The sequence below is a fragment of the Mesorhizobium sp. RCAM 05099 genome, assembly GCF_059683685.1.
This window is the reverse complement of record NZ_CM185035.1, coordinates 1340457-1355712: the sequence shown is the minus strand read 5'-3', so window position 1 is coordinate 1355712 and position 15256 is coordinate 1340457. Positions and strand designations below refer to the sequence as shown.

Below are 15256 nucleotides of genomic sequence, written 5' to 3'. Positions count from 1 at the left end.
CGGATTCATCACCGCGATGATGGGGGCTTCGGGATCAGAGCGCCGGCTCGGGTACGGATGCCTTGAAGACATCGAGGCGGCTTCCCGTCTCCGACGAGAAGAAATGCATGTCCTCGGGCAAGATCTTCAGGCCGACAGCACTGCCGGGCTCGGGGTGGACCGCCTCCGACGTCATCACCGAAAACGACGCGCCGTCCAGATCGACATAGATGACCCGCCCCGCGCCCAGTTCCTCGACCAGGTCGACGGTGGCCTTGAGCGCGCCGGCCGTGCCGGTGTCACCAGCCGGACGGCTTCGGGCCGGATGCCCATCGCGACCTTCGTGCCGACCGGCAGGCCGGCACGTGTCATGGCCAGGCGCCGGCTGCCACCGAGCAACGACAACCCGTCGAGTTCGACCGTGCCTTCCAGAATGTTCATCGCCGGCGCGCCGACGAAAGTGGCGACGAAGCGGCTGGCTGGGCGGGTATAGATTTCACCGGGAGTACCGACCTGTTCGACGCGTCCGCCATTCATCACCACCAGCCGGTCGGCGAGCGTCATCGCCTCGACCTGGTCATGCGTGACGAAGACCGAGGTGGCGTTCAGCCGGCGATGCAGCTTGCGGATTTCCGAGCGCATCTGGACGCGCAGCTTGGCGTCGAGATTGGACAGCGGTTCGTCGAACAGGAACACCTTCGGCTCGCGGATCATGGCGCGGCCCATGGCGACGCGCTGCCTTTGTCCGCCGGAAAGCGCCATCGGCTTGCGGTCGAGCAGATGTTCCAGTTCCAGCGTGCGGGCAACCGCCTGGATCCGTTGCGTGCGCTCAGCCGAGGGAACTCCGGCGACCTTGAGCGAATAGCCGATGTTCTGCGCCACGCTCATATGCGGATAAAGCGCGTAGTTCTGGAACACCATCGCGCAGCCGCGCTCGCGCGGCTCGAGCTTGTTGACCACGGTGCCGTCGATCGCGATCTCGCCATCGGAAATCTCTTCCAACCCGGCGATCATTCGCAAAAGCGTGGACTTGCCGCAGCCGGACGGTCCCAGGATGACGACGAATTCGCCCGACGCGAAATCGAGGTCGACCCCGTGCACGACCTGGGTCTTGGCATAGTTCTTCTTGACGCCGCGTATGGCGATGGAGGCCATTTTTTGTCTCCTGTTATTTCTCGGTGGCGATCAGGCCGCGCACGAACCAGCGCTGCATCAGCACCACGACGACCAGCGGTGGCAGCATGACGATCAGCGTGCCGGCCATGGCGATATGCCATTCCGGGGCACCGCCGACATTGGGGATGAGTTGCTTGAGCTCGGTCACCGCCATCGCATGCGACTGGTCGGTGGTGATGAGCAGCGGCCACAGATACTGGTTCCAGGCCCACAGGAACATGATGGTCCCGAGCGCGGCCATGTTGTTGCGCGACAGCGGGAGCAGCACATCGATGAAGAACCGCAGCGGGCCCGCGCCGTCCATGCGCGCGGCCTCGGTCAGTTCGTCCGGCACGGTCAGGAAGAACTGGCGGTAGAGGAACGTGCCGGTCGCGGTGGCGACCAGCGGCAGTATCAGGCCGCTGTAGGAGTTGAGCAGTCCAAGGCTGAGGGAGACCTGCACACCCGACACTTTTTCGATCAGCCAGGAAAGCCCGGTCAGGTCCAGGATCGCCTGATAAGGCTCGAGCACGTTGGCGACCACAGCGTAGGTCGGCACGATACGCACTTCGAGCGGCAGCATCAAGGTGATGAAGATCAGCCAGAAGATCAGCATGCGGCCGGGATAGCGGAAGTACACGATCGAGAAGGCAGTGAGCGCCGAGATGATCACTTTGCCGGCGGCGACGCCGGTCGCCATGATCAAGCTGTTGAGCAGCTTGGGACCCAGGTCGGCCGTCGTCCAGGCGGTCTTGATGTTGACCCAGAAGTCACGGCCCGGCAGCAGCGACATCGGCACATCGTTGACATCCCTGAGATTATGCGACGCGGCGATAGCCACGACCATGAACGGCGCGACGCAGAAGACGAAGCCGACGAACAGGATCAGATGCGTGAAGAAATTGAGGATTGGGGTGCGCTCGACCATGTCATTCTCACCGGTAGTGCACGCGCCGCTCGATGAAGCGGAACTGGAAGATGGTCAGCACGATGATGAGCAGCATCAGGATGATGCTCTGTGCGGCGGCACCTGAATAGTCGAGGCCTTTGAAGCCGTCGGAATAGATCTTGTAGACCATCAAATTGGTGGCGTTCGCCGGGCCGCCAGCGGTCATGATGTCGACGATGCCGAAGGAATCCTGGAAGCTCTCGGTGATGTTGATGACCAACAGGAAGAAGATCGTCGGCGTGATCAGCGGGAACTGGATGTCCCAGAAACGCCTGATGACGCCGGACCCGTCCATCGCAGCCGCCTCGATCAGCGAGCGCGGGATGGCCTGGAACGCGGCGAGGAAGAAGATGAAGTTGTAGCCGACATATTTCCAGGAAAAGGCTGCGATGATCGAAGCCATGGCATCGGCGCCGTCGAGGCCGGGGTCCCAGAAGCCGGGCCAGACCTGGTTGACGACAGCCATGAAGCCAGCTTCAGGCGCCAGGATGAAGCGGAACGCCATCGCCAGAGCGGGTGCGGCGATGCCGTAGGGCCAGATCAGCACCACGCGATACAGACGCGAGCCGGTGAGCTGCCGATCGGTCAAGGCGGCGAGCACAAGCGCGATGAACATCGCAAGACCGGTGCTGATGCCGGCAAAGACAAGGCTGGCGGTGATCGAGTTCCAGTAGTCGGCGCTGGACAGGATCGAACGGAAATTGTCGAGCCCGACCCAGATGTTGCCGCCACCCCATGGCTGCTGCAGCGTCAGCGACCAATAGACCGCCTGGCCCGCCGGCCAGTAGAAGAACGTGAAGATCAGGAGGATCTGCGGCACCGCGAAGAGGATGCCGATTGTCCAACTGCTGAAGGTAACCCGTTTTTCCATCGGTCCCGCCGACGCCGTTCAAACGGCAGTCTAGATTATGAAACGGCCGCCCGTCGATCCAAGCATGATCCCGAAAGTGGAAACCGGTTTTCGGAAGTGACCATGCTCGCAAGCGTACGGGCGGCCCTGGAGTTTTCAGCGATCAGGGCAAGGTCTTGCCCGGATAGGTCTGCTGGAAGCGGTCGAGGATGGCGTCGCCGTTCTTGACCAGCGTATCGAGGCCTTCCTGGACGCTGACCTTGTTGGCGAAGATCGCCTGCATCTGCGTGCCGAACTCGGCGCGGATCTGGGTAAAGTTGCCCAGCCGGATGCCACGGGTGATTTCGGTAGGCTCCGTCGCGGTCAGGCTGGCGATCGCGGTTTCACGGCCCTTATAGGGCGCCTTGTCGTAGAAGCCGCTGGACTTCATGTAGTCGAAGCCCGACTTGGTCACCGGGATGTAGCCGGTGTTGGTCGACCAGAACAGCGCGGTCTTGGGGTCGTGGATGAAGTTGAGGAACGCGGCCGCGCCCTTGTATTCCGCATCCGATTTGCCGGAGAGAACCCACAGCGAAGCACCGCCGACGAGCGAGTTCTTGCGCTCGGTGCCGGCATAAACCGGCAGCTCGGCGACATCCCAGTTCATGCCTTCCTTCTGCGTCTTGCCGACGGTGCCGTGATCGCCGACCGAGGTCATGATCACCTGGCAGGTGCCGGAAGCGAAGGCCTGGACCATGTCCTGGCCAAGGTCCTTGGACTTGATCTTGATAAGGCCGGCGTCATACCACTTCTTCAGATCGGTGACGTACTGCACGAACTTGGTCTTGTTGACTTCAAGACGGGCGTCAAGGCCGTCATAGCCATTGTTCTTGGTCGCGATCGGCTGGTTGTGGAGGGCCGAGAACTGCTCCATCAGCTGCCAGCTTTCGTTGGCCGAGATGTTGATCGCCATCGGGCAGTCGTAGCCGGCGTCCTTCATCGCCTTGAGGTCGGCGCCGACATCTTCCCAGGTCTTCGGCGCCTCGGTCTTGCCGATCTTGGCAAAGGCGTCCTTGTTCCAGTACATCAGCGCCGTCGAGGAATTGAACGGGAACGACAGCATCTCGCCCTTCGACGTCGCGTAGTAGCGCGCGATGCCGGGGAAATAGTCGCTGTAGTCGATCTTGTAGCCGTTTTCCTCCATCAGCTTGTCGGCCGGCTTGTAGGCGCCCGACAGCATCATGGTGGCGGTGCCGACGTCATAGACCTGGACGATCGCGGGCTGCTTGCCGGCGCGGAAGGCGGCGATGGTGTTCTGCAGCGTGGCGTCGTAATTGCCCTGGCTGGTGCAGACGACTTCATAGTCGGACTGCGAGGCGTTGAAGTTCTTGCACAGCGTGTCAACGACACGTGCGAGGTCGCCCGAAAGGCCGAACCAGAAGTCGAACTTGGTGGGCGCGGCGACCGCTGGCAGCGCCATGGAAACGCTGATTGCGCCGGCGGCCAGAGCCGCCAGACCATTTTTGATCATCGACATGAATCTCATTCCCTGTTGAGTGGCTCGTTTCAAGGATCGTTGCGCAGGTCCCCGGCCGTCTCTTAGAGAAAGTATGTGACAGTTCTGTTGTTGCCTTTTCAGGCCTGTGGACAGCCAATCTCTCCTCCCTCGACGGCTTGCGCCAACATGAAATGAACCCGTCACATCGGCGCCCAGGGTAGCTAGAGCGTCGTGCTTCGGCGTAAAGGCCTGAGCAAGACCAGAGGGAGGCGGTCGTGGATATCGAGCCGAAATGGATGGATGAAATGCTGGTGCCGCGGCCGAAACATGTTCCCCTCACCGACAACCAGGCCATGCGAGACAGCACCAGCCAGGCTTGGCCGATCAAGGCTTTGGCCGATCAAAATGAGCGAGGACGACGCCTTCGCTTTCAACAAGCGGTCGGCAGCCGGTTGATTTTTCGCTGAACGAGATCGCCTATCCGAGGATCGACATGGAGGCCTTCAGCAAATCGTCGATCAGATCGCCGAACGATCCCGGATGGCGACACGATCCAGGCCCTTGTCCCGTTTGGCTGGCCTTTGGGACAAATAGGCGCGACGGCAAAACCGACGACGGCCAGCCTGCCTCAGCTGCCCAGCGCCGTCTCGACCAGCCGTTTGGCGTCCGGCCCCGACCACTCGGCCGGGCCGTTCATGTGGGCAATCAGGCAGCCTTCGCCGTCGATGAGCATGGTGACGGGAAGGCCAAGCGCCAGGCCGCGCGTCTTGAGGTCGTTGAACAGCGCCATCGTCGAGTCCCGGTAGTAGCCGAGCGTCTCGACGCCGGTGTCCTTGAGGAACTTCTTCGGCTTCACATCATCGCCGGCATCGACATTGACGGCGACCACTTGGAAGGCGTCGCTGCCCTTTTCCTTCTGCAGCGCGTCGAGCGCCGGCATTTCGGCACGGCACGGCGCACACCACGTCGCCCACAGATTGAGAAGCATCGTCTTTCCGGCATGGTCGGCGATCGTCATCGGCTTGCCGTCCGGCCCATTGAAGGCGAGGTTCTTCAAGGATTGCGGCGGATCGGCCGGCAAAAGTGCCGCGACCTCGCCTGTCGCCGCGGCCGCGATTTTCTTGGCGCGGCCGCTCTTGGCGGCGCAGGCGACATCGTCCTTGCTGTCGCCGACCGCGACTTGGTTCGCGGCATTGTTGCCAGACCGGCTCTCGCTGACATATACCGCGACCGCGCCAGCCAGCACGCCCGCCACCAAGGCGGCGAGGATCAGGCGTGGGGCCGGGAAGAATCTATTACCGTCTGCCATTTTCTCAAAACTGCTCCGAAGCACGGGTTATAGCGATGAGCGACACGAAGACCAGCAACCAGATGTGGGGCGGACGTTTTGCCTCGGGTCCGGCCGCGATCATGGAAGCGATCAACGCGTCGATCTCGTTCGACCGCAAACTCTATGCGCAGGACATCAGAGGCTCGATCGCCCACAGCGAGATGCTGGCGCAAACGGGCATTATTTCGGCGGCCGATCAAGAAAAAATCGCTCACGGGCTGAACACGATTCTGAAAGAGATCGAAGCCGGCACGTTCGAGTTCTCGACCCGGCTGGAAGACATTCACATGAACATCGAGGCTCGCCTCGCCGACCTGATCGGTCCGGCGGCCGGCCGCCTGCACACCGCCCGCTCGCGCAACGACCAGGTGGCTGTCGACTTGAGGTTGTGGGTCAAGGACGAATGTTTTCGCGTCGCCGAGGCGCTGAAAGGACTGATCAAGGCGCTGCTGGAGCGGGCCGAGGAGCATGCGGCGACCGTGATGCCGGGCTTTACCCATATGCAGGCGGCGCAACCGGTGACCTTCGGCCATCACTGCATGGCCTATGTCGAGATGTTTTCGCGTGACCTGTCGCGCGTCCGCGACGCGATCGAACGCATGGATGAGAGCCCGCTCGGTGCGGCCGCGCTTGCCGGCACCAGCTTCCCCATTGACCGTCACAGAACCGCCAAGGCGCTCGGCTTCCGCGAACCGATGCGTAATTCGCTGGACAGCGTTTCGGATCGCGATTTTGCGCTGGAGTTCCTCGGCATGGCGGCGATCTGCGCCACGCATTTGTCGCGGCTGGCCGAGGAGATCATCATCTGGTCGACACCGCAATTTGGCTTCGTCAGGCTCTCGGACAGCTTCTCCACCGGCTCCTCGATCATGCCGCAGAAGAAAAACCCCGACGCCGCCGAACTGGTGCGCGGCAAGACCGGCCGCGTCACCGGCCATCTTGTCGGCCTGCTGACGGTGATGAAGGGCATGCCCCTGACCTATGGCAAGGACATGCAGGAAGACAAGGAATCGGTGTTCGACGCCGCCGAGACGCTCGATCTCATGCTGGCGGCGATGACCGGCATGGTTTCGGACATGACGGTGAACGCAGCGGCGATGAAAAAGGCCGCCGGCTCCGGCCACGCCACCGCGACCGACCTGGCCGACTGGCTGGTGCGGACGCTCGGCCTGCCGTTCCGCGAGGCGCATCATGTCACCGGCCGGGCGGTGGCGCTGGCGGAAGAGAAGAAGGTCGGGCTGGAGAAGCTCTCGCTGGAGGATTTGCAGTCGATCAATCCTGGCATCACCGCGGACATATTTTCGGTGCTGGCGGTGCAGAACTCGGTCAAGAGCCGCACCAGTTTCGGCGGCACGGCGCCGTCGGAAGTGCGGAAGCAGATCCGCGCCTGGAAAAAGCGGCTGACGAAAGCGTGAGCTAGGGTGCAATACGCAGAGAACTCGGCTAAAAGCGGCGGCTGGCAAAAGTTTCGGACGGATGGATCGATGACCGGAAGCAGGATTTTGGTGACGCTGACGCTGCTGGTGGCGATTGCGGCCGTCTCGGCCTGCGGCCGGAGGGGCGCTCTCGACACGCCCTATGAGGCCGCCGTGCAAGCGCGCAAGGATGCCTCGAAGGCCCACCAGCCCGTGCCGCCGGAGCCGGAAAAACCGGTCCAGGACAAGAAGTTCATCCTCGACCCGCTGATCTAGAGCCGATGAGACTGGGTTTCCTTCTGAACCCGATCTCATCGAGCTCCAACTTTCCGGAACCATCCTCGTGAACCATTTCGACTACCACGACGGCGTATTGCATGCCGAGGACGTGGCGATCCCTGATATCGCCGCACAGGTCGGGACGCCGTTCTACTGCTATTCAACGGCCACCTTGACCAGGCACTACCGGGTCTTTGCCCAGGCCTTTGCCGGGCTCGACGCGCTGGTCTGTTACGCCATGAAGGCCAATTCCAACCAGGCGGTTCTGAGAACGCTGGCCGTGCTCGGCGCCGGCGCCGACGTGGTGTCGGAGGGCGAATTGCGCCGGGCGCTGGCCGCCGGCATTCCGGCCGGCAAGATCCTGTTCTCGGGCGTCGGCAAGACCGCGCGCGAAATGGACTTTGCGCTGACCGCTGGCATCCTCTGCTTCAACGTCGAATCCGAGCCCGAACTCGAACTCTTGTCGGCGCGTGCCGCGGCACTTGGCAAGGTGGCGCCGATCTCGCTGCGCATCAATCCCGACGTCGACGCCAAGACCCACAAGAAGATCTCCACCGGCAAGGCCGAGAACAAATTCGGCATCCCGTGGCAGAGGGCGCGCCAGGTCTATGCCCGCGCGGCTGAGCTTCCGGGCATCAGGGTCACCGGCATCGACACCCATATCGGCAGCCAGATCACCGAACTGCAGCCCTTCGACGATGCCTTCGCGCTGCTTGTCGATCTGGTCGGTACGCTGCGCGCCGATGGTCACGCCATCGAGCATGTCGATCTCGGCGGCGGCCTCGGCATTCCCTATCGCGTCGACAACAACCCGCCTCCGCTCCCCGACGCCTATGCCCAGATCGTCAGGAAGCATGTCACCAAGCTCGGGCTCAAGGTGATGTTCGAGCCAGGCCGGCTGATCGTCGGCAATGCCGGCATCCTCGTCTCGGAAGTGATTTTCGTGAAGGAAGGCGACGCCAAGAACTTCCTCGTCGTCGACGCCGCGATGAACGACCTGATCCGGCCGACGCTCTACGACGCCTTCCACGACATCCGCCCTGTGGTGCAGCCGCCGGCTGACACGCCGCGCATGATGGTCGATGTGGTCGGCCCGGTCTGCGAGACTGGCGACTATCTCGGCCTCGACCGCGATCTGCCAAGGCTGAAGGCCGGCGACCTGATTGCCGTCTCCACCGCCGGCGCCTATGGCGCGGTGCAGGCCGGCACCTACAACACCCGCCTGCTGGTGCCCGAGGTGCTGGTCGACGGCGACCGTTTCCACGTCGTGCGTCCGCGCCTCACCTATGACGATCTGATCGGGCTGGATTCCGTGCCCGACTGGCTTGCATAAAAGCTGTTCAGTCCGGAACGCACCTACAGCCGGCTCTGGATGAGCGCCCTGGTGTCGGCGATCCTGTCCTCGTCGCGGCGGTAGAACGTCCATTGCTTGATGCGCCTGGTTCGCAGCAGGCCGGCCTGGGTGAGCACGCGCATATGCTCGCTGAGCGTTGCTTGCGTGATGCCGAGCTTCTCGGCAATCAACAGCGCGCAAACCCCGTCCTCGACCAGATCGCCGTCGACTTGGCGCGGGAAATGCGCGCGCGGATCCTTCAGCCAATCGAGGATCTGCAGCCTGCGTTCGTTGGCGATCGCCTTGAGGACATCGACCTCTTGCATTTAGTCATTTTGCCAAGTTACTAATTACTGTCAATCCCAGGGAGATACCCATGTCGCAGGGCAACACGATCACACGCGAACGCATTGCCGCGATGGAACCGCGCATCCGCCCCTATGTGCGCCACACGCCGGTGCTGCGCGTCGACATGGCCGACTTCGACCGCGCGCCGCTGGCGGTCGACCTCAAGCTCGAATGCCTGCAGCATTCCGGCTCGTTCAAGGCGCGCGGCGCCTTCACCAACCTCCTGGAGCGGCCGGTTCCCGAGGCCGGCGTCGTCGCCGCGTCGGGCGGCAACCATGGCGCCGCCGTTGCCTATGCCGCCATGCGGCTTGGCCACAAGGCAACCATCTTCGTTCCCGAGGTGAGCCCGCCGGCCAAGCTGGAGCGGATCCGAAGCTACGGCGCTGAACTGGTCGTCGGCGGCGCTCGCTATGCCGAGGCGCTGGCCGCCAGCGAACGTTTCGCCGAGGAAACCGGTGCCTTGCAGATCCATGCCTTCAACCAGGAGGAAACGCTTGTCGGCCAGGGCACGCTTGGGCTGGAAATCGAGAGCGATCTGCCCGATATCGACACGCTGCTGGTCGCCGTCGGCGGCGGCGGCCTGATCGGCGGCATTGCCGCCTGGTTTGCCGGCCGCATCCGCATCATCGCCGTCGAGCCGGAAGGGGCGCCGACGCTCCATCGCGCCTTCGAGGCCGGACGACCCGTCGACGCCCCGGCCGAGGGCATCGCCGCCGATTCGCTGGCGCCCAAGCGCGTCGGCGAGATGATGTTCCCGATCGCCGAGACCTTTGTCGAGCGCTCCATCCTCGTCAGCGATGACGACATCATCGCCGCGCAGAAGGCACTGTGGAACCGGGTGCGCATCATCTCCGAGCCGGGTGGCGCCGCCGCCTTCGCGGCCGTTCTGTCCGGACGCTACGCGCCGGAACCCGGTGAACGGATCGCTGTGCTGGTCTGCGGCGCGAACGCGAATCCGGCGACCTCCTGACCGCAACCACCGCGGCGGACTTCACGTTTTTTGGAACCGCCTCGCCTTTGCCGTGTTTGCTGGTATTCTTCGAGTCGTGAGGCATGGGCTATCCTGCCCGCCCCATGGAAGGGCCGATGACGGAACGACCCACCTTCAGCAGCGATCGCGGCTTGGCCGGGCGCCTTGCCTTGAGCCGGCTGGCGACGCGGGTCTCGATGATGGTCGAGCGTGGCTGGCCGTTGCTGCTGCCGCTTGTCATCGTCGCCAGCCTCTTCCTCAGCGTCTCCTGGTTCGGCATCTTTTCGCGGTTGCCGGACATCGCGCGCATCGGCGCGGTCGCCGCATTCAGCATAGCCGCACTGGCCGCGCTCTATCCGCTGCGCTTCTTCCGCATGCCAGGCGCCGCCGAGGTCGACCGCCGCATCGAGGCGGCCAATCATTTGTTGCACAGCCCGGTGCTGGTGCAGACCGACCGGCCAAGCGGCAGGGAAAGCAGCTTCTCGCGGGCGCTCTGGCGCGAACACCAGAAGCGCATGGCCGGAAAGCTCGACAGTCTCGGCGCCGACCTGCCGCGCACGCGCGTGCCGGAGCGCGACCCCTGGGGGTGCGCGCGGTAGCGGCACTTCTGCTGGTTACCGCCTTTGCCTTCTCCTTCGGACCGGCCGGGGGCAGACTGAGCGACGGGTTCAATGCCCACGGCGCGCATGATGCCGTGCCGCCGCGCATAGACGCATGGGTGACGCCGCCGGCCTACACCGGCAAGCCACCGATCTTCCTGACCGCCGATGCCAACCAGATGACGCCGACCTTCACCGTTCCCGATGGCAGCGACGTCTCGCTGCGCGTTACCGGCGGCTCGGGCGAGGAAACGCTGGCTTATGCTGGCAAGGATGGCAATTCCCGCCCCATCGACCCGGCAGGCCCGCAGGCCGACGCCACGGCCAAGCCGGCGGCAAGCCCGGCGACGCCGTCCAAAGTGCGGCAATTCACCGGCAAGCTGACCGGCGACGGCACGCTGACCCTGAAATCGGGCGATGACGAGCTTGGTCGCTGGGCCTTCGCGATCGTGCCCGACAAGCCGCCGCAGATCCGCTTCGTGGGCGAGCCGAAGCGCGCCGCCAACGGCGCCTTCGAACTCAACTACCAGATCGACGACGACTATGGCGCCGCCACCGCCAAGGCGGTTTTCGCGCTCGCTGATCCGCAGGCGCCGAATGCGCATCCGCTCTATGGTCCGCCCGAGATGCCGCTGACGCTTCCGCGCCGCGGCGGCAAGTCGAATGCCGCCAGGACGTCGAAGGACCTGACCGAGCATGTCTGGGCCGGCAGCAGCATCAAGCTGACGCTCGTCGCCACCGACGATGCCGGACACACCGCGTCGAGCGAGACCAAGACGCTGACGATGCCGGAGCGGCCGTTCGCCAACCCGCTGGCGCGGGCGGTGATCGAGCAACGCCGCCTGCTGGCGCTCGACGCCAACGCCAAGCCGCGTGTGCTCGACCTGATGGACGCGATCACGCTGCGGCCCGAAGATACCTTCGACAACATGGCGCACTACCTCGCCATCACGAGCGCCCGCAGCCGGCTGAAGATGGCCGCCAGCGACGACCAGTTGCGCAATGAGGTCTCCTATCTCTGGGAAATCGCGCTCGGCATCGAGGAAGGCAATCTCTCGGCCGCGGAAAAGCGGTTGCGCCAGGCGCAGCAAGCGCTGCAGGACGCCATCAAGAATGGCGCCAGCGACGCGGAAATCGAGAAGGCGATGAAGGAACTGCGCGAGGCGATGAACCAGTTCCTGCAGGAATTCGCCGAGCGCGCCAAGCAGAACCCGAACGCACCGCAGATGCAGCAGAACGGCCAGGAACTGCGCCAGAGCGACATCGACCGCATGATGGACCAGATCGAAAACCTGGCGAAGTCGGGCGATCGTGACAAGGCGCAGCAATTGCTGTCGCAACTGCAGGACATGATGAACAATCTGCAGGCCGGCCGTCAGCAGCAAGGCGGCGAGCAGGACAGCCAGATGCGCCAGCAGATGGACAAGCTCGGCGAGATCCTGCGGCGCCAGCAGGAGATGATGAACGACACCTTCCGCATGGACCAGATGCAGCGCGGCGAGCGTCAGCGCGGACAGAACCGGGATGAGCAGCTTGGTGGCGGCCAGGATGAGAACCTGCCGGGTGTGGGCCAGGACCGCGATCCGCTTGCGCGGCCGAAGCCGATGACGCCACAGGAATTCGCCGATGCGCTGAAACAGCTGCAGCAGGGTCAGGGCCAGTTGAAAAGCGACCTCGAGCAGCTGAAGAAGGGGCTCGAAGGCATGGGCATGGAGCCCAATGAAGGATTTGGCGAGGCCGGCAAGTCCATGGGCAACGCCGAACAGGCGCTCGGCGAGGGCCAGGGCGATGAGGCCGTTGGCCACCAGGGCCGGGCTCTGGAGGCGCTGCGCAAGGGCGCCAAGGACATGATGAAGCAGATGCAGGCCATGCAGGGCGACCAGGGCGGCAGCCAGGACGGTGGGCGCCAGCAGGACGCCGATCGTGACCCGCTCGGCCGGCCGCGCGCCAGCCAAGGCCCGGATTTCGGCGATTCGGTGAAGGTACCCGACGAGATCGACGTGCAGCGCGCGCGCCAGATCCTGGAAGCGATCCGCAAGCGGCTCGGCAACGCGCTCAGCCCCGACATCGAACGCAGCTACCTGGAACGGCTGCTCGAGCTGAAATAGGGATCGCCGCCCGCTTCCGACCTCACCCGAAGACTTCCCGAACGGTTGCACCATGCCGAAACTTGGCACTGTCACGCCCATCCTGCGCATCTTCGACATTGCCAAGGCACGCGAATTCTATGTCGGTTTCCTCGGCTTCGACGTGCGATGGGAACATCGCTTCGACGACAATGCGCCGCTCTACATGGCGGTCGGCCGCGATGACTGCGTCCTGCATCTCAGCGAGCATCACGGCGACGGCGCACCCGGCATTGCCGTGCGCATCAAGGTCGAGGACATCGCGGCCCTGCATCGCGAACTGACGGCCAAGAAGTACCGTTTCGCCAGGCCAGGCCTGGAGGAGACGCCGTGGAAGACCCGCGAAATATCGGTGAGCGACCCGTTCGGCAACCGGCTGCATTTCCATGAGGAAGCGGCGGGCTAGCCTTGCCTGTTGACGAATGCCTCACGGATCGCCTCTTCCATGCCGTCGATCGCCTCGCCGAAGGCATTCGGGTTGCGATGCATCACCACATTCGAGGAATCGACGTGGCCGAACCCGTCCGCCGAAGTCAGTTCCCGACAGTCGGCCGGAATGTTGCTGCGCGAGATCGGCGCGATCGCCAGGCCGGAGGTGACGGCGAGCTTGAGCCCGCCAGTGGTGTCGCTCGTATAGGCGACGCGATAGGCAAGACCGAGTTGCTCCAGCGATTTGATGGCGAAGTCCTTGCACCAGCCGGCCCGGTTGTAGAGCGCGATCGGCACCGGCCGCTCCTCATGCATGTGGTGCAGGTTCGATGTCACCCATACGGTCGGGTCGTGCATCAGCACTTCGCCGCCGGCGGGATCCTGCCATTCGAACACCACGCAGAGATCGAGTTCCCCGGCGGCGAGCGCCGCCAATTGCGCCCCCGAATGCGCATAGCGTACGGTCACCTCGACCTTTGTGTGACGTTTCGAAAATGCACCCAGCGCGCGCGACAGGATGGCCTGGCCATATTCCTCCGGGATGCCGATGCGCACCGGCCCGCCGAGCGGCGCTGCCGTCATCGACGCAGCCGTCTCATCGAGCAGCGAAACAATGCGGCGGGCATTGACGATGAGTTCGCCGCCACGCCGCGTCAGCGCGACGCCGCGTGAACCGCGCTCGAACAGGCTGTCGCCGACCAGGCCTTCGAGCTTCTTCATCTGCATCGACACCGCCGACTGGGTGCGGCCGGCGAGCTCCGCCGCCTTGGTGAAATTGCCGGCCTCGGCAATGGCCACGAAGGTGCGCAGGAGATCACTGTCGAGGGTTGGCCGCATTCTATCCGCCATAAGGAAATTTGATCACTGGTATCATTCCAATTCGTTTGCAACATGTCAAACACCAGATGATAGTCGCTTCACCCATTGGATATGCGGCTGTGAAATCAGCCGCGGACCAATCAAGAGTCCTCACTCGTGCCCGCTGCCCGAAACGGTGGCGGGTTCTTTTTAGCTTGCGGCAAGCGTGCTTGCGGCCTTGGTACTGGAGCCTGGATCTTCATGCGGAATCGGATGGTGCTCGGCATCCTGAGCCTGTGCCTGGGCGTGCTGGTCTTCTCGCTGCAGGACCCGCTCGTCAAGGCCGTCTCGAGCGGCTATCCGGTGACCGAAGTGATGGCGATCCGCTCGATCATTGCCTTGCCTATCCTGATCCTTCTCGTCCACGCCGATGTCGGGCTGCATGCAATCCTGTCGCGGCGATTCGGCCTGCTGACGATGCGCGCCTTCATCCAGTTCACCTCCTACACGGTCTACTATCTGGCCATCGCCGCCTTGCCGCTGGCAGACGCGGTGGCGCTCTATTTCATGGCGCCGCTGTTCATCATGGCGCTGGCCGGGCCGTATCTTGGCGAGCGCGTCTCCTGGCGGACGCTGGCGACCGTGCTGATCGGACTGCTCGGCGTCGTCGTGATGTTGCGCCCCGGCGCCGGACTGTTCGACTGGGCGGCGCTGCTGTCCCTGGGCTCTGCGGCGCTCTACGGTTTCTCGCAGCTGATGGCGCGCAAGATCGGCGATACCGAATCGTCCACCGTCATGGCCTTCTATCAGAACGGCGCCTATCTGGTTGGCGCGGCCGTGGTTGCCAGCGCGTTTCATCTTGCCGGCATAACCCACGCCGTCCACCCGAGCTTGGAATTCCTGGTGCGGCCGTGGCTATGGCCGACGCTGCCGGATTTTCTCAAGATGGCGGCCTGCGGTTTCGTCGCCTCCGCCGGCATGATCCTGTTGTCGCAGGCCTACCGGATGGCGCCGGCCAATCGCGTTGCCACCTTCGAATATACCGGCATCCTGTGGTCGCCGCTGTGGGGTTTCCTGTTTTTCGCCGAGGTACCGCGATCGACGACCGTAATCGGTGCCGCCCTCATCATCGGCGCCGGACTGCTGGCGCTGAGCACGGAACGGCGCAAGGGCGCCGCGCCGGTGCTGGCCGTAACCAGGGACACCGCGTGAAGCCGGT

At 63.8% G+C, this 15256-nt stretch carries 13 protein-coding genes and 2 pseudogenes; 8 read left to right on the top strand and 7 right to left on the bottom strand.

The genetic code is table 11. From position 1 onward, the window contains the following. Positions 1-34: 34 nt before the first annotated feature. The 4 genes and pseudogenes from AC56QQ_RS06705 to AC56QQ_RS06690 all read right to left on the bottom strand — a co-directional run bounded on the left by AC56QQ_RS06705 (position 35) and on the right by AC56QQ_RS06690 (position 4449). Positions 35-1134 (bottom strand): annotated as a pseudogene (locus AC56QQ_RS06705) (sn-glycerol-3-phosphate import ATP-binding protein UgpC). Positions 1135-1147: 13 nt separating this feature from the next. Further along, positions 1148-2062, bottom strand: coding sequence for an ABC transporter permease subunit (locus tag AC56QQ_RS06700; protein ID WP_497126000.1), 915 nt, complete (start codon positions 2060-2062; stop codon positions 1148-1150). A 7-nt stretch (positions 2063-2069) separates the two neighbouring features. Next, positions 2070-2954: a carbohydrate ABC transporter permease gene (locus AC56QQ_RS06695; RefSeq protein WP_497125999.1), complete on the bottom strand. Its 885-nt coding sequence runs from the start codon at positions 2952-2954 to the stop codon at positions 2070-2072. A 142-nt stretch (positions 2955-3096) separates the two neighbouring features. Next, positions 3097-4449, bottom strand: coding sequence for an extracellular solute-binding protein (locus AC56QQ_RS06690; protein ID WP_497125998.1), 1353 nt, complete (start codon positions 4447-4449; stop codon positions 3097-3099). Positions 4450-4685: 236 nt separating this feature from the next. Between AC56QQ_RS06690 and AC56QQ_RS06685 the strand changes: the two genes are divergently transcribed. Beyond that, positions 4686-4877 carry a hypothetical protein gene (locus tag AC56QQ_RS06685; protein WP_497125997.1) on the top strand — a complete coding sequence of 64 codons (192 nt, stop codon included), beginning with the start codon at positions 4686-4688 and terminating at the stop codon, positions 4875-4877. Positions 4878-5038: 161 nt separating this feature from the next. On the opposite strand, the gene tlpA is transcribed toward AC56QQ_RS06685, so the two are convergent. After that, entirely contained in the window at positions 5039-5719 is a 681-nt protein-coding gene (gene tlpA / locus AC56QQ_RS06680) for a thiol:disulfide interchange protein TlpA (protein WP_497125996.1), read from the bottom strand. 35 nt (positions 5720-5754) lie between these two features. On the opposite strand from tlpA, the gene argH reads away from it, so the two are divergent. From argH to lysA, 3 genes are all read left to right on the top strand, one after another. After that, entirely contained in the window at positions 5755-7155 is a 1401-nt protein-coding gene (gene argH / locus AC56QQ_RS06675; protein WP_091585322.1) for an argininosuccinate lyase, read from the top strand. Positions 7156-7224: 69 nt separating this feature from the next. Next, positions 7225-7431, top strand: a complete 207-nt coding sequence (lptM, locus tag AC56QQ_RS06670) for an LPS translocon maturation chaperone LptM (RefSeq protein WP_256751764.1) — start codon at positions 7225-7227, stop codon at positions 7429-7431. 67 nt (positions 7432-7498) lie between these two features. Beyond that, positions 7499-8767, top strand: a complete 1269-nt coding sequence (gene lysA / locus AC56QQ_RS06665) for a diaminopimelate decarboxylase (protein WP_497125995.1) — start codon at positions 7499-7501, stop codon at positions 8765-8767. A 23-nt stretch (positions 8768-8790) separates the two neighbouring features. Here the strand turns inward: lysA and AC56QQ_RS06660 are convergent, their stop codons facing one another. Further along, complete coding sequence (locus tag AC56QQ_RS06660) at positions 8791-9093, bottom strand: ArsR/SmtB family transcription factor (RefSeq protein ID WP_489858001.1); 303 nt, start codon at positions 9091-9093, stop codon at positions 8791-8793. Between the two features lie 50 nt (positions 9094-9143). Here AC56QQ_RS06660 and AC56QQ_RS06655 point away from each other — a divergent pair, with 50 nt between their 5' ends. From AC56QQ_RS06655 to AC56QQ_RS06645, 3 genes and pseudogenes are all read left to right on the top strand, one after another. Beyond that, complete coding sequence (locus AC56QQ_RS06655; RefSeq protein ID WP_497125994.1) at positions 9144-10085, top strand: threonine/serine dehydratase; 942 nt, start codon at positions 9144-9146, stop codon at positions 10083-10085. 116 nt (positions 10086-10201) lie between these two features. Further along, positions 10202-12792, top strand: a pseudogene (locus tag AC56QQ_RS06650) (TIGR02302 family protein). A 52-nt stretch (positions 12793-12844) separates the two neighbouring features. Further along, positions 12845-13216: a glyoxalase superfamily protein gene (locus AC56QQ_RS06645; protein ID WP_091585317.1), complete on the top strand. Its 372-nt coding sequence runs from the start codon at positions 12845-12847 to the stop codon at positions 13214-13216. Here the strand turns inward: AC56QQ_RS06645 and AC56QQ_RS06640 are convergent. After that, positions 13213-14076, bottom strand: coding sequence for a LysR substrate-binding domain-containing protein (locus AC56QQ_RS06640; protein WP_489858004.1), 864 nt, complete (start codon positions 14074-14076; stop codon positions 13213-13215). The two genes, AC56QQ_RS06645 and AC56QQ_RS06640, sit on opposite strands and share 4 nt — an antisense overlap. Positions 14077-14298: 222 nt before the next feature. On the opposite strand from AC56QQ_RS06640, the gene AC56QQ_RS06635 reads away from it, so the two are divergent. Continuing rightward, positions 14299-15249, top strand: a complete 951-nt coding sequence (locus AC56QQ_RS06635; RefSeq protein WP_497125993.1) for a DMT family transporter — start codon at positions 14299-14301, stop codon at positions 15247-15249. Positions 15250-15256 lie beyond the last annotated feature (7 nt).